The organism is Bradyrhizobium sp. SZCCHNR2028, from assembly GCF_032380995.1.
Taxonomy (GTDB): domain Bacteria; phylum Pseudomonadota; class Alphaproteobacteria; order Rhizobiales; family Xanthobacteraceae; genus Bradyrhizobium.
The window spans coordinates 71,946-92,025 of sequence record NZ_JAUHJF010000011.1 but is presented as its reverse complement, the minus strand read 5'-3'; the positions used below and the strand labels follow the sequence as shown (position 1 = coordinate 92,025).

Genomic DNA, 20,080 nt, shown 5'->3' with positions numbered 1-20,080 from the left:
CGGCCAGTATTCGTCACAGCAGGCGTGCGCGGATACGATCCACCAGCACGGCGGCGATGATGATCACGCCGACCAGAGTCTGCTGCCAGTAGGAGTTGACCTGCGCCAGCACCAGCCCGTTCCTGATCACCTCGAGCAGCACGCAGCCGACGATGGCGCCGAGCGGGCCGCCAAGACCGCCGGCGAGGTTGGCGCCGCCGATCACGGCCGCCGCGATCACGTTGAGCTCATAGGACGTCGCCATGTTGGCGGGCGCGGAGCCGAGCCAGCCGGAGATGATGATGCCCTGCAGGCCGGCGGCGAGCGCGCCGATCACATAGACCTCGATCTTCACGCGGGGCACCGAGACGCCGGTCAGCTCCGCCGCCTTCTCGTTGCCACCGATCGCGAACACGTGGCGGCCGAACGCGGTGTGGTGCAGCACCAGCGCCATCACCAGCGCCAACGCAATCAGATAGATGAAGGGCGCCGGCACGCCGTAGACATCGCCCTGCGTCAACGCATAGAAATAATCGGCGTCGGGGCCGCCGGGGAAGCTGCCCTTGCCGTTCGAGATCACATAGCTGAGACCGCGCACGATCGACAGCATGCCGAGCGTGGTCACGAACGGCGACAGCCCGAGCAAGGCGATGCAGACGCCGTTGATCAGGCCGACGACGAGCGAGACCGCAAGGCCTGCCAGCACCGAGACGATCAGGATCAGGCCGGGCACGTTGGCGACCACGGTCTTGCCGTCCGCGGCGAGATGCACGAACAGCGATGACAGCGGCATCCCCGGTGTCGACAGCGTCGTCATCACCATCGAGGTGATCATCGCCGCGAAGCACATCATCGAACCGACCGACAGGTCGATGCCGCCGGTGATGATGACGAAGGTGATGCCGAGCGTCGCAATGGCGATGAAGGAGAAGTTCTTGGCGACGTTCTGCAGATTGCCCTCGGTCAGGAAATAGGGACTGGCGAAGCTCATCACGATGATGAGGGCGATGAGCGCCAGCGTGACATAAGCGGTCTGCGAGGCGAACACGCCACGGTGCCACCATCTGATGGCGCCGACATTGGTGAAGGTGACTTCGGTGCCGGCGGAGCGGGTCTCGGATGGAACGGACATCACGCCGCCTCCTTGGCGCCGGTGATCAGCGCAGTCACTTCCTCGGGGCTGGTCTCGCCGACCGGCTTGTCGGCCTTCTTCTCGCCGCGACGCATCACCACGACGCGATCGCACACCGCGAAGATGTCGGGCATACGGTGCGAGATCAGGATGACGGCGATGCCCTGCTCCTTCAGCCGATGGATCAGGCTCAGCACCTGCTCGACCTGGCGCACCGAGATCGCCGCGGTCGGCTCGTCCATCATCACGAGCTTGGCATTGGACAGCCGCGTGCGCGCGATCGCCACCGCCTGGCGCTGGCCGCCCGACATGTCCTTGACCAGATCATGCGGGCGTGTCTCCGAGCGCAGCTCGCGGAACAGCTCGAGCGCGCGCGCCTCCATGCCCTTGTGGTCGAGCAGCACCAGCGGGCCGAAATTGCGCTTCAGCTCGCGACCGAGAAACACGTTGGCGGCGGCGGTGAGATTGTTGGCGAGCGCCAGGTCCTGGTAGACGACCTCGATGCCGACGCTGCGCGAATCCATCGGACGATGGAAATGCACATCGCGGCCGCCGAAACGGATGGTGCCCTGGCTCGGCGGAAAATTGCCGGCGATGATGCGCACCAGGGTGGACTTGCCGGCGCCGTTGTCGCCCATCAGGCCGACGACCTCGCCGGCGCCGATCGAAAGATCGACGCCCTGCAACGCGCGGATCGCGCCGAACTGCTTGCCGAGGCCCTTCAGCTCCAAGACTGGCTCCAAGACTGGCTGCGCGGCGGTGCTCATCACGGCTCGCTCAGCCTCATTCGTCATCGTGCGCAGGCTGCTGTCATCAGACATAGCGATTTACCACGCTTTCGAGATATTCCTGCCGGCCGGAGCGCGGCTGCGGATCGAGGCCGGTGTTGACGGCGCGGTCGGCGAGCTCGGCGAGCGAGCGGCGGCCGGCGAGGATCGCCTGCCCCTCCTCGCCGTCCCAGCCGGCGTAGCGCTGCGCGAGCGGCGCCGTCAGGGCACCGTCCTCGAGCATCTGATCGGCGGCGATCAGCGCACGCGCGCAGGCGTCCATCGAGCCGACATGGGCGTGCAGCAGATCATCCGGATCGATCGACTGCCGGCGGATCTTGGCATCGAAGTTCAGCCCGCCCGTGGTGAAGCCGCCGCCCTTGAGCATGTCGTGGAACACCAGCGCCAGCTCCGGCACGTTCATCGCGAACTGGTCGGTGTCCCAGCCCAGCAGATCGTCGCCGCGGTTGATGTCAAGCGAGCCGAACACGCCGAGCGCCTGCGCCAGCGCGATCTCGTGCTGGAACGAGTGGCCGGCGAGGATGGCGTGGTTCTGCTCGATGTTGAGCTTGACGTCGTCGAGCAGATCGTAGCGCCGCAGGAAGCCGTAGCAGGTGGCGACGTCAAAGTCGTACTGATGCTTGGTCGGCTCCTTCGGCTTCGGCTCGATCAGCAGCGGCCCCTTGAAGCCGATCTTGTGCTTGTGCTCGACCACCAGCGAGACGAACCGGCCGAGCTGGTCGAGCTCGCGCTTCATGTCGGTGTTGAGCAGCGTCTCGTAGCCCTCGCGGCCGCCCCACAGCACGTAGTTGGCGCCGCCGAGACGATGCGTCACCTCGAGTGCGGCACGCACCTGTCCCGCCGCGTAGGTGAACACGTCCGGGTCCGGATTGGTCGCGGCGCCCGCCATGTAGCGGCGATGTGAGAACAGGTTGGCGGTGCCCCACAGCAGCCGCACCTTGGCAGACGCCATCTTCTGCTCGAACAGGTCGGCGATGGCGTTGAGATTGGCGACCAACTCCTTCAGCGTCGCGCCTTCCGGCGCGGCGTCGACGTCGTGGAAGGTGAAGAACGGCACGTCGAGCAGCCGGAACAATTCGAACGCGACGTCGGCCTTGGCACGCGCCATCGCCATCGCATCATCGCCATGCTGCCACGGCCGCAGGAAGGTCTCGCCGCCGAACGGATCGCCGCCCGGCCAACAGAACGAATGCCAGTAGCAGACCGCGAAGCGCAGATGATCCTCCATCCGCTTGCCCCGGATGACGCGATCCTTGTCGTACCAGCGGAACGACAGCGGGCTGCGCGACTCGGGCCCGCCATAGGTGACGGTTGCGCCGGTCTGGAAGAAGGGAGCCTGAACGTTCACGAGGGTTTACTCCTTGAGAGCGGGATAGAGCTTGCGCCATTGCGCGTAGGCGGCGTCGTATGCCGCGCGCTGCGTGGCGCGGGGTTCGAAACTCTGCAGCCGCTGCGGCTTGCGGCAGACATCGGCCGGTGCTGCGCCGGTCGCGGCGAGATGGCCGAGCCGCGCGGCGCCGATGGCGGCACCGACCTCGCCCTCCTCGACCCGGTGCACGGTGACGCCGAGCACGTCGGCCATGATCTGTGCCCACAACAAGGAGCGCGAGCCGCCGCCGACCAGATCGAGCTCTTTGATCGGCTGCGCGCTACGCGCGAGCGCGGCGAACATGTCGCGTGAGGCAAACGCCACGCCCTCAAGCACCGCCTGCACGAGATCACCGCGGCCGGCGGCGCTGCGCAGGCCGACGAAGGCGCCGGCGGCATGGGCATCGTTGTGCGGGGTGCGCTCGCCGTCGAGATAAGGCAGGAACTGCACCGGGCTCGGACGTTCGACGCGCGTGCCGAGCGGCGCCAGCAGCGCGGCTTCCGGCGTCTCGAGAATGCGCGCCAGCCACGCCAGCGAGGCCGCGGCCGACAGCATCACGCCCATCTGATGCCACAGCCCGCCGAGCGCATGGCAGAACGCATGCACGGCCGCTTCCGGCGCCGGCGCGAAGCGGTCGGTCACCCGGAACAGCACGCCTGATGTACCGAGCGACAGGAAGGCATCGCCAGGCCGGATGGCGCCGAGTCCGATTGCGCTCGCCGCGTTGTCGCCGGCGCCCCCTGCGATCACGACATCGGCGCCCATGCCCCAGCGCCGCGCCAGCTCGGGCGACAACACGGCGCTCCGCTCATTGCCCTCGACCAGGCGCGGCATGTGATCGAGACCGAGCCCGGTCGCCGCCAGCAATTCCTCCGACCAGCGCCGCGCGCCGACGTCGAGCCACAGGGTGCCGGCCGCATCCGACATGTCCTCGACCATCTCGCCGGACAGCCGATAGCGCACATAGGCCTTCGGCAGCAGCACCGTCGCGACCTCTGCAAAGATCTTCGGCTCGTGCTTCGCCACCCAGACGAGCTTCGGCGCGGTGAAGCCGGGCATCGCGAGATTGCCGGCGATCGTGTGCAATTCGGGACAGCGGCGTTCGAGCTCGGCGCATTCGGCTTGCGAGCGGCCGTCATTCCACAGGATCGCGGGACGCAGCGGCCGGCCGTCGCGACCAAGCAAGGTCGCGCCGTGCATCTGGCCGGACAAGCCGATGCCGCGCACCGCTGACGTCTCACGCGGACGCTCACGCGCGAGATCATCGACCGCGCCGATGACGGCCTCGACCCAATGATCCGGATTCTGCTCGGACCACAGCGGCTGCGGATGCGACAGCGCCAGCGGACGCGAGGCGCTCGCGATCAGCGCGCCCGTCTCGTCCTCCAGCACGGCCTTCACGCCGGATGTGCCGACATCCAGTCCGAGAAACACGACTCCACTCCTCCCACACGGACCGCCAGGCGCCTCGGCGATCTGCGTCGCCTCGAAACCAGCGCCTCGGTCGTTTCTCATTCCGTGTTCAGGCCGACCGCGTCACCGCGGCCATCCGCTCACGGCAGATTGTCCCGCATCACGATGTCGATGCGGATCGTCTCCTGTTCGCTCAGGATCGGCTCGCCGCGCGCCAGCGCCAGGAGCACGCGCACCGCGGAGCGCGCCTCGTGTCCCGGGTTCTGCGAAATCGCCGCATCCATCACGCCGTTCAACAGCAGCTTGCGCGTCAGCGCCGTCACGTCATGGCCGACGAACACGATGTCATCGGCCCGCCCCGACTCGGTCAGCGCCTTGGCGACGCCGGCCGTGCCAGCGCCGACATTGTAGAGCCCGACGATGTCGCGATACTCGGTCAGCAGCTCGCGCATGAGGTGCTCCGAGCGATCGTCCACATCATGCCCCTCAGCAACCGGCAAAACCTCAAGTTGCCGAAACTCCGCCGCGAGAACCTGGCCGAAGCCGAAGATGCGCTCGGCATGATCGCGCAGGCCTTGCGAGCCGGCCATGATCGCGACCCGCCCCGCCCTGCCGCCGGCGAAGCGTCCGACCAGCGCACCCGCGGTGCGGCCAGCGGCGATGTTGTCGATGCCGACATAATGATGCCGCCGCGACGACGGCACGTCGGAGACCAGAGTCACGACCTTGGCGCCGGACTCGACGAGATCATTGATCGCGGCGCGTACGCTCGGATGGTCGAGCGCCACCACCGCCGCACCGTCTACGCGACCGACCAGATCTTCGAGCTTGCCGGCCAGCACAGCCGGATCGAACACGTCCGTCGTGACGACATCGACCGAGAGCCGGCGCGCGGCCATCCAGCTCGCCAACTCGCCGAGATGCGCCTGAATCTGCTGCATGAAGGGATTGGCACCGGACGGCATCACGAAGGCAAAGCGCCGCGAGCGGGCACGGGCGAGTTCGGAGGCCGCCGCATGCGGCTGGAACGCACTGCGCGCCATCGCATCCTTGACGCGTCGCACCGTGTCCGGGCGCACGCCCGGCCGGTTGTGCAGCACGCGGTCGACGGTGGCGAGGCTCACGCCCGCCTGCCGCGCAATATCCCGCAATGTCAGCGGCGCGTTCATGCTCCTCCCCTTTGGGTTGAGGACCATAGCGCGGTTTTTGAGGTGCGCAACTCATTTTTCAGGGCGCGCGGGGAGGCCGACAGACTTTAGCAGTTGGCGCTAATCCAACAGCGCGCCCCGATCATCTGTCCCCCGATCTCGAGCTGAGCGAAGTTGCACCAGCGAAACACGGCGTCATCCTCCAAGCGGCCGCGGAGCGGTGACGGGGCTGACGGTCGCGTGTTCGATCAACATGCTGCATCCTGCTCATGGGGCTCGCGGGCAGCCGACGTTCCTGCGCGGCATTGAACGCGATCTGCCCGGCCCCCTTCGAAAATTTTCCGCTTTTCAGAAAATTTCTCTTTCGTCTTATCGGAAAATGTGCTTATCTCCGGCCATCCCGCCTCAACGAGAGGGGCGTTGCGCGCGATCGTCACGACACGCGAGGCGGGGATGCGGTGGCCGCGAGAGTTCGAGAGCAGGCTCGCGAGAGCATGCGGACGAGCGATCTCTTGCGGACGCGAAGTCGCAGCGTCCTGACACCCCGATGCTGGTGTTTCGTTCGCGACGGCGCTCGAGGCGCCGCGCGGATCATGGTGGCCAGAAAGCCCGGCGCACCAGGGAGACTGCGTATAAGCGTGAGACTGCCGCGCAGGGAATGCCGGAGTGTTCGGCTGCACCTGTGGTACCTGCCGCCTGCATTTTCTTACGCAGGCGGGCCATGGGTGAGGCCTTCACCCGGCATTCCCTGCGCCCTCTCGATTATGGGAGGGGCGAGTTGATCGCAGACCTCGGGCATCATGTGCCGCGAGACCGCGTTGCCACGTCCTGCCTGCGCTGTTTGAGACGTGAATCCGATCTATCCCAACCGTCGTCCCGGGCAAGCCGTGAGGCGCGAAGCGCGTCACGGCGCCGACCCGGGACCCATACTCCGCGGCAGTCATGATGGGCACAAAGCCAATCGCCAGCCTGCCTCAAACCGCTCCCTGGGGGTATGGGTCCCGGCGTTCGCCGGGACGACAGCGAGGCGACTGATGCGTGGTGCCATCAAGCAGCGCAGGCGAAACGCGTCGCGTTGACCTCGCTAGAAAGGCAGTCCGACATAGTTCTCCGCCAGCGACCGCTGCGCGGCCTCCGACGAGAACAGATAAGCGAGCTCGGTGTCCTGCAGTCTGTCGTCGTAGGACAGCCGGTCGGGGAAGCGATGCAAGAGCGTCGTCATCCACCAGGAGAAGCGCTGCGCCTTCCAGATCCGCGCCAGCGCCCGTTGCGAATAGCCGTCGATGCCGCGGTCGTCGCCCTTTTTGTAGTGATCGAGCAGCGCATGATAGAGATAGTAGATGTCGGACGCAGCCGAGTTCAGCCCGCGCGCGCCGGTCGGCGGCACGATGTGGGCGGCGTCGCCGGCGAGGAACAGCCGGCCGTAGCGCATCGGCTCGGCGACGAAGCTGCGCAGCGGCGCGATGCTCTTCTCGATCGACGGTCCGGTGATCAGCTTGGCCGCGATCTCGGCCGGCAGCCGGCGCTTCAGCTCCTCCCAGAACGCATCGTCGCTCCAGTCCTCGACCTTGTCGGTCAGCGGCACCTGGACATAGTAGCGGCTCAGCACCTGCGAGCGCAGCGAGCACAGCGCAAAGCCCCGCTCGTGCTTGGCATAGATCAATTCCGGCGACACAGGCTTGGTGCGCGACAGCACGCCGAGCCAGCCGAACGGATACACCCGCTCGTATTCCGTCAGCTTGTCGTGCGGGATCGATTTGCGGCTGACGCCGTGGAAGCCGTCGGCGCCGATGATGTAGTCGCAGTCGATGCGGACGACCTCCTCGTCCTGACGGTAGGTGACGTAAGGCTTGTCGGAGGCGATGTCGTGCGGCGTCACGTCGGTCGCGTTGTGCACGACCTTGCCGCCGAGCTTGTCGCGGGCCTCGTAGAGATCGCGCGTCAGCTCGGTCTGGCCGTAGACCATCACCGAGTTGCCGCCGGAATATTTGTGCAGGTCGACGCGGTCGAGCTTGCCGTCATGGGCGATGTAGAAGCCGTGATGAATCTCGCCCTCGCGGTCCATGCGCTCGCCGCACTGCGCCTCGCGCATCAGCTCGGCAAAGCCGTGCTCGAGCACGCCAGCGCGGATGCGCGACAGCACGTAGTCGCGGCTGGATTTCTCCAGGATGATCGTATCGATGCCCTGCAGGTGCAGGAGCTGCGACAGCATCAGGCCCGACGGGCCTCCGCCGATGATGCAGACTTGGACTTTCATGGGCGTGTTCTCCCGGATTCGCAGACGCAGGCTTGTTGGGTATGCTTTTCAATCGCTGATTTTAGCAAGGAATGTGCTGGGATCACTTGGATGGACGCGGCATTCTCTTGCACTTTTCCGACACCATGCCGCGATGCAAAACGAATGCGAAGGTGGTATCGGGCGGCGCCGATCACCCTTACGGCGGCGCCGCGCCGTCCCCCACCCCCATCGCACGGCGATAGTCGCGCGGGCTCGTCCCGGTGTGCCGCTTGAAGAAGCGGCAGAAATAGGCCGGGTCCTTGAAACCGAGCTCGAACGCCAGCTTCGACACCGGCGCTGCAATATAGGTGAGCCGCCGGCACGCCTCGCGCGCCAGCCGCGCATGCACGATGTCGAGCGCGGACTGGCCGGTCTCAGCCCGCGTCAACCGATTGAGCCGCTCCGGCGTCATGCCGAGCTCGTCGGCGTAGCGCGCCACCGACCAGTGATCGCGGTGATGCGCCTCGACCAGCACGATGAAGCGGGTGAACAGCGCCGCATGCCCGCTGCCGCGCCGCGCGCCTTGCGACTGCCGCGCGCTCTGCTGCGCCAGCCGCCACACGATCGAGCGACCGAGCCAATGCGGCACCGGTGAGGCCGCGGAATCGGCCGCGGCGAACTCGTCGGCGAGGTCGACGAACAGCGCGGCGATGCGCCGCGTCGCGACCGCCTGCGCATCGAGATGCAGGATCTGCGCGGTTGCGAACAGGTCGCGCAGCGCCTCGCCGGTCGCCGGCACATCGCCCTCCACCACCGCCCGCGGATTGAACGTCAGCACATAGCCGTCGGTGTCGCGCGAGAAGCGGAAGGCATGGACCACGCCGGGCGGAATGATCACGGCGACCGGGCCGGTACAGCGCTCGCGGCTTTCGTCCAAGGCGATCTCGGCTGGACCGGCAGCGACCCAGAGGATCTGGTGCAGGCCCTGGTGCGTATGCGCCTCGATCTCCCAGCGATAGAGCTTGCTGCGCACCTGGATCGGCTCGACATGCAGCATGTCCGGCTGCGCGGCCGACGCTTCGCCGTAGAGCGCGAACGCGGGGATCGACGGCTTGGTGCGAAAGCGGGGCATGAGCGAGAGCTAACCCTGAATGTCGGAAAAGTACAAGTCTTGGCCGGCTTTCGTGTCTCACGCCGCGGCCACGGCTCGGCTAGATCAGTGAAAAGAACAACAACGACCACACTCAATGGAGAGGAGGCCCAACATGTTCGCGTTCGACCCGTATTCGCCTGCGGTCGATGCCGACCCGTTCCCGTTCTACAAGACGCTGCGGGACGAGCACCCATGCTTCTGGAGCCCGCAGGCCCAGGTGTGGATTCTGTCGCGCTATGCCGATGTGGCGGCGGCCGGAACGAACTGGCAGACCTATTCGTCGGCCAAGGGCAACCTGATGACCGAGCTGCCGAACCGTGCCGGCGCGACGCTCGGCACCACCGACCCGCCGCGCCACGACCGGCTGCGCGGCCTCGTCCAGCATGCCTTCATGAAGCGCAATCTGGAGAGCCTGTCAGGCCCGATCCGCGACATCGCGCGCGACTGCGCCGAGGCACTGCGCGGCCAGGACCGGTTCGACTTCATCGAGGCGTTCTCCTCGAAATTCACCGTGCGCGTGCTGTTCGCCGCGCTCGGCCTGCCGCTCGGCGACGAGCAGACTGTGCGCGACAAGGCTGTGCTGATGGTGCAGAGCGATCCGGTGAGCCGCGCCAAGGGACCGCAGCACATCGCAGCCTACAACTGGATGCAGGACTATGCGGCCGGCATCATCGCGGAGCGCCGCGCGCGGCCGCAGAACGACTTGATCTCGCATTTCAGCATGGCCGAGATCGACGGCGACAAGCTCGACGAGCGCGAGGTGCTGCTGACGACGACAACGCTGATCATGGCCGGCATCGAGTCGCTCGGCGGTTTCATGACGATGCTGGCTTACAATCTCGCCGATCACGCCGAGGCGCGCCGGGCCGTCGTCGCCAATCCCGACCTGATGGCGGACGCCGTGGAAGAGTCGCTGCGCTTCAACACCTCGGCGCAGCGCTTCCGCCGCTGCCTGCAGAAGGACGTCACCTTGCACGGCCAGACCATGCGCGAGGGCGATTTCGTCTGCCTCGCCTACGGCTCCGCCAACCGCGACGAGCGGCAGTTTCCCAATCCGGATGTCTACGACATCGCGCGGAAACCGCGCGGCCATCTCGGTTTCGGCGGCGGCGTGCACGCCTGTCTGGGATCGGCGATCGCGCGCATGGCGATCAGGATCGCGTTCGACGAGCTGCACAAGGTCGTGCCGGACTATCGCCGCACCCAGGAGCAATTGCCCTGGATGCCGTCCTCGACCTTCCGCAGCCCGATGTATCTCGAGCTGACGGTGCATTAGTCCGTCGCAAGGACGGGATGGCAGGCTCGAGCTCGCGCCTCGCTGACGGTACGCCCCCTCGCCCCGCTTGCGCCGGGCGAGGGGCACCAACGGGTCGACAAGAGCTTACACCAGCGCGCCGAGATCCGCCGCGCTGAAGCCCTTCAGGCCCGCCTTGTCACCGGACTTGATCTTCGCGACCCATTCGGCATCGCTGATCAGCGCGCGGCCGACCGCAATGAGGTCGAACTCCTCCTTGGCCATGCGCTCCAGCAGCGCGTCGAGATCGGCCGTCGTCGACGGCTTGCCGGCAAACGCCGAGAAGAATTCATCGGACAGGCCGACCGAGCCGACGCTGATGGTCGCAGCCCCCGTGATCTTCTTGGCCCAGCCGGCAAAGTTCAGGCCCTTCTCGCCGTCCACGTCCGGGAATTCCGGCTCCCAGAAACGGCGCTGCGAGCAGTGCAGGATGTCGACGCCGGCCGCGACCAGCGGCTGCAGCCAGTCGGCCATCAGCGCCGGCGTCTCTGCGAGGCGCGCCGCATAGTCCTGCTGCTTCCACTGGCTGACGCGCAGGATGATCGGGAAATCGGGACCCACCGCCTTGCGGATCGCGGCGACGACCTCGCCAGCGAAGCGCGAGCGCTCCTTGATGGTGGCGCCACCATAGCGGTCCTCGCGCTTGTTGGTGCCGGACCAGAAGAACTCATCGATCAGATAGCCGTGCGCACCGTGGATCTCGACGGTGTCGAAGCCGACCCGCTTGGCATCGGCCGCGGCTTGCGCGAATGCGGCGACGGCGTCGGCAATGTCGTTCTCGCTCATCGCGTTGCCGCGCGGCTTGCCCGGCGCAACCAGCCCGGACGGGCTCTCGACCGGCGCATCGGGCTCCCAGCGGCTCATGCCCTTGGTCGAGCCGGTGTGCCAGATCTGTGGCGCGATGCGGCCGCCGGCGGCGTGCACGGCCGTGGCGACGCTCTGCCAGCCGGCCAGCGCGGCATCGCCGTGGAAGAAGGGAATATTGGGCTCGTTGCGCGAGGCCGGGCGGTTGACGACCGTGCCCTCGGTGAGGATCAGCCCCACGCCACCTTCGGCGCGGCGGCGGTAATAAGCGGCGTTGGCCTCGCCGGGAATGCCGTTCGGCGCCGCATTGCGGGTCATCGGCGCCATGACGATGCGGTTCTTCAGCTCCAGCGTCTTCAGGCGGAAGGGACGAAACAGCACGCTGGTATCGAGATCGGACATTCAGGGGGCTCCATTGCGTTCGGAACCGCTCCAGTATACTTCGTAAACCTGAAGTCAATCAGGCACCCAAAGTCGCTCAGGTATATCCGAGGAAACCGCTGTCGTGACCGCCACGTCGACATCAGAGACCGCCCCGCTCCGCTGCAAGCCGCAGCACTTCTCGTCGGAATGCCCGAGCCGGGTGCTGATCGACCAGATCGCCGACAAATGGTCGATGATGGTGCTGGCGGTGCTCGACTCCGGACCGCTGCGCTTCAACGCGATCAAAAAGCAGCTCGAGGGCGTCACCCAGAAGGCGCTGACGCAATGCCTGCGCCGGCTGGAGCGCAACGGCCTCGTCGCCCGCGAGGTGATCGCGGACTCGCCGGTCGCGGTCCAATACGAGATCACGCCGCTCGGCCGTACCCTGCAGCCACCGTTCCGCGCGCTCTACGCCTGGACCATCGCCAAGATGCCGGAGGTCGAGCAGGCGCGTCAGGCGTTCGACGGGCGCCGGGGCCGCTGATCCCAGGCGGCCACGGGCCGCTATTGAAATGCGACTTCGGCGAAGCTGCGCAGCTTGCGCGAATGCAGCCGCTCCGACTCCTGGTGTTTCAGGAGCTCCAGCGCCTTCAGCCCGATCTGGAGATGCTGGCCGACGCGCTGCCGATAGAAGTCGCCCGCCATGCCGGCGAGCTTGATCTCGCCATGCAGCGGCTTGTCGGACACGCAGAGCAACGTGCCGTAAGGCACGCGGAAGCGATAGCCATTGGCCGCGATCGTTGCCGACTCCATGTCGAGCGCGATGGCGCGCGATTGCGACAGCCGCCGGATCACCGCCGGACCGCTGATCTCCCAGTTGCGATTGTCGACGCTGGCGACGGTGCCGGTGCGCATCAGCCGCTTCAGCTCGAAACCGGAAAAGCCGGTGACCGCCTCGACGGCCTCTTCCAGTGCGACCTGCACCTCCGCAAGCGCCGGGATAGGCACCCAGGGTGGCAGCTCCTGGTCCAGCACATGATCCTCTCGGACATAGCCGTGCGCCAGCACATAGTCGCCGAGCCGCTGCGTGTTGCGAAGACCCGCACAATGGCCGACCATCAGCCACGCATGCGGCCGCAGCACCGCGATGTGGTCGGTGACGTTGCGTGCGTTCGAGGGCCCGGTGCCGATGTTGATCAGGGTAATGCCCTGGTGCCCGGGCTCGACCAGGTGAAAGGCCGGCATCTGCGGCGTGCGCGACGGCGCCGCGCCTGTGGTGCCGCCGCCGAGCCGCGCATTGCGCGTGATGACGTTGCCCGGCTCGACGAACGTCTCGGCGGCGCCCTGCCCCGCCGCGAGCTGCTGACGGCCCCAATCCGCGAAGGCATCGACGTAAAACTGGTAGTTCGTGAAGATCACGAAGTTCTGGAAGTGGTCGGGATCGGTCCCGGTGTAGTGATAGAGACGGCGCAGCGAGTAGTCGACGCGCGCGGCGCGAAACAGCGACAGCGGCTCCGGCATGCCCGGCGTCAGCTCGAGCGTGCCGTCGGCGATGGCGTCGTCCATGGTCGACAGATCCGGCACGTCGAACACGTCGCGCAAGGAGCGCGTCACCAGCGGGCTCTCGTGATGCGGCAGCGCCGTCTCGATGTTGATGTCGCGCCGATAGGCGAAATGGACCGGGATCGGCTCAGCCGACTCGCCGATCTCGACCGGTACGCCGTGGTTTTCGATCAGCAGGCGGATCTGCTGGGTCAGGTACGAGCGGAACAGGTCCGGCCGCGTGACGCTGGTCTCGTGCACGCCAGGACCCGCAACGAAGCCGTAGGCGAGACGCGAATCGAGCCGGGCGTGACTTGCGGTGGTCAGCCGCACGAAGGGATAGGTGGCGCGGATCCGTGTCGCCGGCACGACGCCGTTGGCATAGGCCTCGAAATGGCCGCGCAGGAAAGCGGTATTGCGCTCGTAGATCTCCTCGAGCCGGGCCACCGCGGCGGCCGCGTCGGTGAAGGTTTCTGTTGCCACGGGTGGCGGAGATTGGACAGTCAATGGCGATCCTTTGGGTCCGGCGGACGGTCGTCGAGGCAGACTTGCGCAATCATAGAAATCACCCCTGGCTTTGCCCAGGGGGCGGGTCACGCGATGACGCCTATGAACTGGACATTGAGCCATGATGCGCTGCATTGCGACAAGGATTTGTGGCCGAATGTTTCAATTGCCTGTGCGCGTCATTGCTCATAAGACGGTTTCACATTGGCCGGGACAGGCCGATATCTGAAAAGGGAGGTCATCGCGCAGCATGTCGCAAGCGAATGGATTCGGATTGGCCGGCGTCATCGGCATGCCCGTTACTCACTCCCGCTCCCCCACGATCCACAATTTCTGGCTCAACGCGCACGGCCTGCGCGGCGCCTATGTGCCGCTCGCGGTTCAGCCGGAGCGGCTGAAGGATGCGCTCGCAGGACTGGTGGCACTCGGCTTTCGCGGCTGCAACGTCACCATGCCGCACAAGCAGACGGCGATGCCGCTGCTCGATCGGGTGAACGAAACCGCACGCCGCATCGGCGCCGTCAACACCATTGTCGTCGAATCCGACGGCACGCTGAGCGGCTTCAACAATGACGGCAACGGCTTTGTCCAGAGCCTGCGCGACGCCAGGCCGGACTGGCGCGCCGACGAAGGTCCTATTCTCTTGCTCGGCGCCGGCGGCGCTGCGCGCGCGGTGGTGGTGGCGCTGCTGGAGAACGGCGCCCGCGACATCCGCATCAGCAACCGCACCGCCGAGAAGGCGCAGGCCATTGCGGCCGAGTTCGGGTCGGCGATCAGCACGGTGGCGTGGGACGACCGCTCGGCGGCGGTGGCCGACGTCGCGCTGCTGATCAACAGCACCGATCGCGGCATGATCGGTAAGCCGGCGCTGGAGATCGATCTGGGGCGGCTCTCAGCCAAGACGCTCGTGGCAGACCTGATCTACACGCCGCTGGAGACGCCCTTCCTCGCGGACGCGCGCGGGCGCGGCTGCACGACGGTGAACGGGCTCGGCCTGCTGCTCAACCAGGCCCGCCTCGCCTTCCAGGCCTGGTTCGGGGTGCTGCCCGACGTCACGCCCGAACTGATCAAGGCAATTCAGGCGACGTTCTGAACGTCGGTCAGAGAGGGCTCGACCATGGCACTTCCGGCAGGCCCCAGGATCGATTGCCACATCCACGCCATCGATCCCGCGCGCTTCCCCTACGCGCCGGATACGCCCTATCGTCCGACCGGCCAGGAAATTGCGCCCGCCGCGCATCTCATTCGCGTGCTCGACGTCTTCGACGTCCGGCACGCGCTGATCGTCGCGACCAATTCCGGCTATGGCTCGGATAGCCGCATCCTGCTCGATACGCTCGGACTCGGAAACGGGCGGTTCAAGGGCGTCGCTGTCGTCGAGAAGGACGTCGAGATCAAGGAGCTGCAGCGGCTCAAGGCTGCCGGCGTCGTCGGCATCGCCTTCAACGTGCCGTTTCACGGCACCGCCTATTACCGCGATGCCGCAGCGCTGCTGGAGAAGCTGGCCGACCTCGACCTGTTCCTGCAGGTCCAGGTCGAGCAGGATCAACTGCTCGACTTGCTGCCGCTCATTGAAAGGTCAAAAGTCCGTCTCGTGTTCGATCACTGCGGCCGGCCTGCCGTCGAACACGGGCTGAAGCGCGCCGCCTTCCAGGCGCTGCTCGCACTCGGCCGCGAGCGTGATGCCTATGTGAAGCTATCCGGCTACTACAAGTTCGCGCGGCAGCCCTATCCCTACGCCGATACGTGGCCGTTCATCGCCGCGCTCGTCGATGCCTTCACGCTCGATCGTTGCGTCTGGGGCTCGGACTGGCCTTTCCTGCGTGCGCCTGAACGGCTCGACTACGGGCCGCTGCTGGCCGGCATCACCGCAATCTTTCCAGATCCCAACGACCAGCATCGGCTGCTATGGCGAACGCCATCGCGGCTGCTGGGCTTTGCAGAGATACCGATGAGTTCGTCACCATAAGCAAAAAACAAAGGGGGAGGATATCGTGAGACATCTGGGACGACTGAGCGGCGTTGCGCTGGCCGCTTCGCTGTGGGGCTTCCATGCGCATGCCGAGAACACCGTCTACATTCCCAACATCGTCGAGCTGTCCGGCCCGGGAGCGGTGTCGGGCACGAACTGGCGCGATGGCGTCGCGCTTGCGGTCGACGAAATCAATGCCGCTGGCGGCATTCTCGGCCGCAGGATCGCGACCGAGCATCTCGACACCCAGAGCAATCCGGGCGTCTCCCGCGCCCAGGTCCAGAAGGTGCTCGACCGCGAGCCTTACGTCGTGCTCGGTCCGATCTACTCCGGCTCGGTCAAGGTCAACATGGCGCTGACGCAGCAGGCCGAGGTGCCACAGATCGTCGGCGCCGAGGCGGCCGACATCACCACGCAGGGCAACCCCTGGATCTTCCGCACCGCCTTCGGCCAACAGTTCAGCATGCCGAAGATCGCCAATTATCTGCACGACCAGTTGAAGGTGAAATCGGTCGCGGTGGTCTGGGTGAATAACGATTTCGGCAAAGGCGGCCGCGACAGCTTTGTCAAGGAGATGAAGACCCGCGGCATCGACGTCGTGTCCGACATTTCGACCGAGCAGGGCCAGGTCGATTTCGGCTCGGACGTGATCAAGCTGAAGAACGTCAAGGCCGACGCGATCTTCGTCTACACCAACGAGGAAGAAAGCGCGCGTTTCCTGATCGAGGCCAAACGTCAGGGATTGTCGGTGCCGCTGTTCGGAGAGACGACGCTGCTCAGTCAGAAGGTCGTGGAGCTCGCAGGCCCCGCCGCCAACGGCGTGCGCGGCCATGTCGGCCTGAGCGCGGATGCGCCGGTCCCAGCCATCCAGGCCTTTGCGAAGAAGTTCAACGAGCGCTACCGCTATTGGCCCGACCATAACGGCATCAAGGGCTACACCGCGGTCTACCTCATCAAATATGTGACCGAGATGATCGGCAAGTTCGACGGCCACGCCTTCGGCGCCACCATGAAGGGGCTGACGCTCACGCCCGACAAGGCGCCCGGCATGCTGATGGAAGCAAGCTGGGACCAGAACGGCGACATCGACCGGGAGAGCTTCCTGGCCGAGATCGTCGACGGCAAGCAGAAGATCGTGGCGACGCTGCCGAAGCTGAAGCCGTCCAAGACGCCATAAGCGGCCGCGGGGCCGCGCCTGGGAAGTACCCTCCCCGCGCGTATACGCGCGAGGAGGGATAGTCTCAGCCCTTGGCGAGCTGCTCGTCGAGATCGTGCAGCACCTGGTAGCAGGGCAGCACCTGGGCCACCGAGGCGTTGGGCTCGCGGCCCTCGCGAATGGCGGCGAAGAACTCGCGGTCCTGCAGCTCGATGCCGTTCATGGAGACGTCGACCTTGGAGACGTCGATCTTCTCTTCCTTGCCGTTCACCAGATCGTCGTAGCGGGCGATATAGGTGCCGGTGTCGCCGATGTAGCGGAAGAAGGTGCCGAGCGGGCCGTCATTGTTGAACGACAGCGACAAGGTGCAGATCGCGCCATTGGCGGCCTTGAGCTGGATCGACATGTCCATGGCGATGCCGAGGCTGGGATGGATCGGTCCCTGCACCGCATTGGCCTTCACGATCGGCGAGCCCGCCTGATAGGCGAACAGGTCGACGGTGTGGGCAGCGTGGTGCCACAGCAGGTGATCGGTCCAGCTGCGCGGCTGGCCCAGCGCATTCATGTTGGTGCGACGGAAGAAGTAGGTCTGCACGTCCATCTGCTGGATGTGGAATTCGCCGGCCTTGATCTTCTTGTGCACGAATTGATGGCTGGGGTTGAAGCGGCGGGTGTGGCCGCACATCGCGACCAGCCCAGTCTCCTTCTGCAGCTCGACGACCTGCTGCGCATCCTTGAGCGAGTCGGCGAGCGGGATCTCGACCTGAACATGCTTGCCGGCCTTGAGGCAGTCGATCGCCTGCGCCGCATGCATCTGGGTCGGCGTGCAGAGAATGACGGCGTCAACCTCCGGCAGCTTCAGGCTGTCGGCGAGTTCGGTCGAGACGTGCTTGATGCCGTATTTGTCGGCGACTTCCTTGGTCTGGTCGAAGCGGCGCCCGACCAGCGACACCACCTCGACACCGTCGATGTTCTTGATGCCGTCGAGATGCTTGATGCCGAAGGCGCCGGCGCCGGCGAGCGCGACCTTGATGGTCTTAGAACCGTCTTTGGCCATATCAGTTGTTCTCCAGGATCAGATGGCCGACGGCGGTGTTGCTGGCCGGCACATGGTAGAAGCGGTGACGCACGGTCGGCGCGTTGCCCTTCTTGGCTTCGTTGACGTCGCTCATGGCGCCGCGCGCGATCAGCCACATCACGAGCTCGATACCCTCGCTGCCGGCCTCGCGCACGTATTCGATGTGCGGCACCTTCGACAGCCCTTCCGGATCGTTGATCAGTCGGTCCAGAAAGGCGTTGTCCCACTCGCGGTTGATCAAGCCGGCGCGCGGCCCTTGCAACTGGTGGCTCATGCCGCCGGTGCCCCAGATCTGCACGTTGAGCGGCTCGTCATAGCTCTCGATCGCCTTGCGGATCGCCTTGCCCAGCATGAAGCAGCGGCGGCCCGACGGCACCGGATATTGCACGACGTTGACCGCGAACGGGATCACCGGGCACGGCCAGGCATCCACCTGGCCGAAGATCAGGCTCAGCGGCACGGTGAGGCCGTGGTCGACGTCCATCTTGTTGACGATCGTGAGGTCGAAATCGTCCTGGATCACCGACTGCGCGATGTGCGCAGCGAGCCGGGGATGGCCGATCACCTTCGGCACGGGACGCGGACCCCAGCCCTCGTCGGCCGGCTGATATTCGGCCGCAGTGCCGATCGCGAAGGTCGGGATCATCTCCAGGCTGAAGGCGGTGGCGTGGTCGTTGAAGACCAGGAACACGACGTCGGGCTTCTGCTCCTTCTCCCACTGCTTGGCGAAGTCGTAGCCGGCGAACACCGGCTTCCAATAATCCTCGCCGGTCTTGCCGAGGTCGAGGGCTGCGCCGATCGCCGGGACGTGCGAGGTGAAGACGCTTGCGGAGATATGGGCCATTTACTTCTTCTCCCCGGTGTAGCGGTTGCCCTCGACCGAGCGGCCGCCCTTGATCATCATGTCGCGATATTGATCTTCGGTCATGCCGGTCATGCTGCCGGCCATCTGCTGAAAGCTCTTGCCGTCGGTCGCGCCGATCTTGGCGAGGAAGTAGATGTTGCCGCCGAGCGAAATGCAGCGGTTGAGGTCGCGGTCGAGCACGGCCTGCTTCTGCTCCTCGGTCATCGGCCATTCGTCGAGATAGGCGCGCTCATTGGCCTTGAAGCGGGCGCGGTTCTCCGCCTTCATCAGCGACATGCAGAACTGGTTGAGGTGATAACCCATCCGCGACATGTCCGCGTCGAAGATGGTCGTGCCGGGAACGTCGGTATAGGGTTTGTCGAGCGACATCGCTTCTCTCCTTCAGGATTCGTCCGGCCAGTAAAGCCGCATCGGATTGTCGACCAGGAGCTTGTGCTGCAGCTCCGGCGTGACAGCGATATGCGGAATGAAATCGACCAGGAGGCCGTCGTCGGGCATGTGGTCCTTCAGGTTCGGATGCGGCCAGTCGGTGCCCCACAGCACGCGATCCGGGAAGGTCTCGACGATGCGCCTGGCGAACGGCACCACGTCGCGATAAGCGTTCTGCTCGCCGTTCAGCGCCGGCGGTCCCTTGACCGAGAGACGCTCCGGGCAGCTCACCTTGGACCAGACGTTGCCGTGCTCGCGCATGAACTTCACGAACAGCTCGAACTCGGGACCATCGACCGGCTTGGTCACATCGGGACGACCCATGTGGTCGACGACGACGGTGGTCGGCAGCGAGGTGAAGAAGTCCCACAGCTCCGGCAGGTCGACGGCTTCGAAGTAGATCACGACGTGCCAGCCGAGCTTGTTGATGCGGTTGGCGATCTCGATGAGCTCATCCTTGGGCGTGAAGTCGACCAGGCGCTTGACGAAGTTGAAGCGGACGCCGCGCACGCCGGCGTCGTGCATCGCCTGCAGCTCGGCGTCGCTGACGCTGCGCTTCACCGTGGCGACGCCGCGGGCCTTGCCGTTGGAATGCACGAGCGCATCGACCATGGCGCGGTTGTCGGCGCCGTGGCAGGTCGCCTGCACCACGACGTTGCGCGCGAAGCCGAGATGGTCGCGCAGCGCATAGAGCTGCTGCTTGGAGGCGTCGCAGGGCGTATATTTGCGCTCGGGCGCATAGGGGAATTCGGCCCCGGGGCCGAACACGTGGCAATGCGCATCGACGCTGCCGGCCGGCACCTTGAAGCGCGGCTTCGACGGACCGTCGTACCAGTCGAGCCATCCCGGGGTCTTCTGGAACTCCATGAG

General features: G+C 65.9%; 18 protein-coding genes. 5 read left to right on the top strand and 13 right to left on the bottom strand.

What is annotated here, in order from left to right:
- Positions 1-13: 13 nt before the first annotated feature.
- From QX121_RS18725 to QX121_RS18695, 7 genes are all read right to left on the bottom strand, one after another.
- Entirely contained in the window at positions 14-1,111 is a 1,098-nt protein-coding gene (locus tag QX121_RS18725) for an ABC transporter permease (RefSeq protein WP_315773080.1), read from the bottom strand.
- On the bottom strand, positions 1,111-1,878 hold the full coding sequence (locus QX121_RS18720; RefSeq protein WP_315812721.1) for an ATP-binding cassette domain-containing protein: 768 nt from the start codon (positions 1,876-1,878) through the stop codon (positions 1,111-1,113). The genes QX121_RS18725 and QX121_RS18720 overlap by 1 nt, the downstream gene beginning before the upstream one ends.
- 46 nt (positions 1,879-1,924) lie before the next feature.
- Complete coding sequence (gene xylA, locus QX121_RS18715) at positions 1,925-3,247, bottom strand: xylose isomerase (RefSeq protein WP_315812720.1); 1,323 nt, start codon at positions 3,245-3,247, stop codon at positions 1,925-1,927.
- Positions 3,248-3,253: 6 nt separating this feature from the next.
- Entirely contained in the window at positions 3,254-4,702 is a 1,449-nt protein-coding gene (gene xylB, locus QX121_RS18710) for a xylulokinase (RefSeq protein ID WP_315812719.1), read from the bottom strand.
- Positions 4,703-4,821: 119 nt separating this feature from the next.
- Positions 4,822-5,850, bottom strand: coding sequence for a LacI family DNA-binding transcriptional regulator (locus QX121_RS18705; RefSeq protein ID WP_315741203.1), 1,029 nt, complete (start codon positions 5,848-5,850; stop codon positions 4,822-4,824).
- A gap of 1,063 nt (positions 5,851-6,913) precedes the next feature.
- Positions 6,914-8,086, bottom strand: a complete 1,173-nt coding sequence (pobA, locus tag QX121_RS18700) for a 4-hydroxybenzoate 3-monooxygenase (RefSeq protein ID WP_315741202.1) — start codon at positions 8,084-8,086, stop codon at positions 6,914-6,916.
- Positions 8,087-8,264: 178 nt separating this feature from the next.
- Positions 8,265-9,179 carry a helix-turn-helix domain-containing protein gene (locus tag QX121_RS18695; RefSeq protein WP_315779450.1) on the bottom strand — a complete coding sequence of 305 codons (915 nt, stop codon included), beginning with the start codon at positions 9,177-9,179 and terminating at the stop codon, positions 8,265-8,267.
- Positions 9,180-9,312: 133 nt separating this feature from the next.
- Here QX121_RS18695 and QX121_RS18690 point away from each other — a divergent pair, with 133 nt between their 5' ends.
- Entirely contained in the window at positions 9,313-10,476 is a 1,164-nt protein-coding gene (locus tag QX121_RS18690; protein WP_315741200.1) for a cytochrome P450, read from the top strand.
- Between the two features lie 105 nt (positions 10,477-10,581).
- Here QX121_RS18690 and QX121_RS18685 read toward each other — a convergent pair whose 3' ends face one another.
- Positions 10,582-11,700 (bottom strand): NADH:flavin oxidoreductase, encoded by a 1,119-nt coding sequence (locus QX121_RS18685; protein WP_315779448.1) that lies wholly within the window; start codon positions 11,698-11,700, stop codon positions 10,582-10,584.
- 181 nt (positions 11,701-11,881) lie between these two features.
- Between QX121_RS18685 and QX121_RS18680 the strand changes: the two genes are divergently transcribed.
- The gene (locus tag QX121_RS18680) at positions 11,882-12,205 is read left to right on the top strand and encodes a helix-turn-helix domain-containing protein (protein ID WP_315741221.1); all 324 of its coding nucleotides are present in this window, start codon (positions 11,882-11,884) and stop codon (positions 12,203-12,205) included.
- Positions 12,206-12,225: 20 nt separating this feature from the next.
- Here QX121_RS18680 and QX121_RS18675 read toward each other — a convergent pair whose 3' ends face one another.
- Entirely contained in the window at positions 12,226-13,710 is a 1,485-nt protein-coding gene (locus tag QX121_RS18675) for an AMP nucleosidase (protein WP_315779447.1), read from the bottom strand.
- Positions 13,711-13,960: 250 nt separating this feature from the next.
- Between QX121_RS18675 and QX121_RS18670 the strand changes: the two genes are divergently transcribed.
- The 3 genes from QX121_RS18670 to QX121_RS18660 are packed head-to-tail and all read left to right on the top strand — an operon-like array spanning position 13,961 to position 16,859.
- Positions 13,961-14,803: a shikimate dehydrogenase gene (locus QX121_RS18670; RefSeq protein WP_315812718.1), complete on the top strand. Its 843-nt coding sequence runs from the start codon at positions 13,961-13,963 to the stop codon at positions 14,801-14,803.
- A 24-nt stretch (positions 14,804-14,827) separates the two neighbouring features.
- A complete protein-coding gene (locus QX121_RS18665; RefSeq protein ID WP_315779443.1) occupies positions 14,828-15,679 on the top strand; it encodes an amidohydrolase family protein in 852 nt (283 codons plus the stop codon).
- Between the two features lie 25 nt (positions 15,680-15,704).
- Positions 15,705-16,859, top strand: coding sequence for an ABC transporter substrate-binding protein (locus QX121_RS18660; RefSeq protein ID WP_315812717.1), 1,155 nt, complete (start codon positions 15,705-15,707; stop codon positions 16,857-16,859).
- A 64-nt stretch (positions 16,860-16,923) separates the two neighbouring features.
- Here QX121_RS18660 and QX121_RS18655 read toward each other — a convergent pair whose 3' ends face one another.
- Genes QX121_RS18655 through QX121_RS18640 form a run of 4 tightly spaced genes read right to left on the bottom strand, consistent with a single transcriptional unit; the run spans position 16,924 to position 20,077 of the window.
- Positions 16,924-17,895, bottom strand: a complete 972-nt coding sequence (locus QX121_RS18655; protein WP_315812716.1) for a Gfo/Idh/MocA family oxidoreductase — start codon at positions 17,893-17,895, stop codon at positions 16,924-16,926.
- Between the two features lies 1 nt (position 17,896).
- Positions 17,897-18,760: a class III extradiol dioxygenase subunit beta gene (locus tag QX121_RS18650; protein ID WP_315773073.1), complete on the bottom strand. Its 864-nt coding sequence runs from the start codon at positions 18,758-18,760 to the stop codon at positions 17,897-17,899.
- Positions 18,761-19,150 carry a protocatechuate 4,5-dioxygenase subunit alpha gene (ligA, locus tag QX121_RS18645; protein ID WP_315773072.1) on the bottom strand — a complete coding sequence of 130 codons (390 nt, stop codon included), beginning with the start codon at positions 19,148-19,150 and terminating at the stop codon, positions 18,761-18,763.
- 12 nt (positions 19,151-19,162) lie between these two features.
- The gene (locus QX121_RS18640) at positions 19,163-20,077 is read right to left on the bottom strand and encodes an amidohydrolase family protein (RefSeq protein WP_315776332.1); all 915 of its coding nucleotides are present in this window, start codon (positions 20,075-20,077) and stop codon (positions 19,163-19,165) included.
- Between the last annotated feature and the right edge of the window lie 3 nt (positions 20,078-20,080).

Excerpts from the sequence above, each read along its gene's own strand:
- QX121_RS18725 (WP_315773080.1), bottom strand. The coding sequence starts at position 1,111 with ATGTCCGTTCCATCCGAGACCCGCTCCGCCGGCACCGAAGTCACCTTC.
- QX121_RS18720 (WP_315812721.1), bottom strand. The coding sequence starts at position 1,878 with ATGAGCACCGCCGCGCAGCCAGTCTTGGAGCCAGTCTTGGAGCTGAAG.
- QX121_RS18705 (WP_315741203.1), bottom strand. The coding sequence starts at position 5,850 with ATGAACGCGCCGCTGACATTGCGGGATATTGCGCGGCAGGCGGGCGTG.
- pobA (WP_315741202.1), bottom strand. The coding sequence starts at position 8,086 with ATGAAAGTCCAAGTCTGCATCATCGGCGGAGGCCCGTCGGGCCTGATG.
- QX121_RS18695 (WP_315779450.1), bottom strand. The coding sequence starts at position 9,179 with ATGCCCCGCTTTCGCACCAAGCCGTCGATCCCCGCGTTCGCGCTCTAC.
- QX121_RS18690 (WP_315741200.1), top strand. The coding sequence starts at position 9,313 with ATGTTCGCGTTCGACCCGTATTCGCCTGCGGTCGATGCCGACCCGTTC.
- QX121_RS18685 (WP_315779448.1), bottom strand. The coding sequence starts at position 11,700 with ATGTCCGATCTCGATACCAGCGTGCTGTTTCGTCCCTTCCGCCTGAAG.
- QX121_RS18670 (WP_315812718.1), top strand. The coding sequence starts at position 13,961 with ATGTCGCAAGCGAATGGATTCGGATTGGCCGGCGTCATCGGCATGCCC.
- QX121_RS18665 (WP_315779443.1), top strand. The coding sequence starts at position 14,828 with ATGGCACTTCCGGCAGGCCCCAGGATCGATTGCCACATCCACGCCATC.
- QX121_RS18655 (WP_315812716.1), bottom strand. The coding sequence starts at position 17,895 with ATGGCCAAAGACGGTTCTAAGACCATCAAGGTCGCGCTCGCCGGCGCC.
- QX121_RS18650 (WP_315773073.1), bottom strand. The coding sequence starts at position 18,760 with ATGGCCCATATCTCCGCAAGCGTCTTCACCTCGCACGTCCCGGCGATC.
- ligA (WP_315773072.1), bottom strand. The coding sequence starts at position 19,150 with ATGTCGCTCGACAAACCCTATACCGACGTTCCCGGCACGACCATCTTC.
- QX121_RS18640 (WP_315776332.1), bottom strand. The coding sequence starts at position 20,077 with ATGGAGTTCCAGAAGACCCCGGGATGGCTCGACTGGTACGACGGTCCG.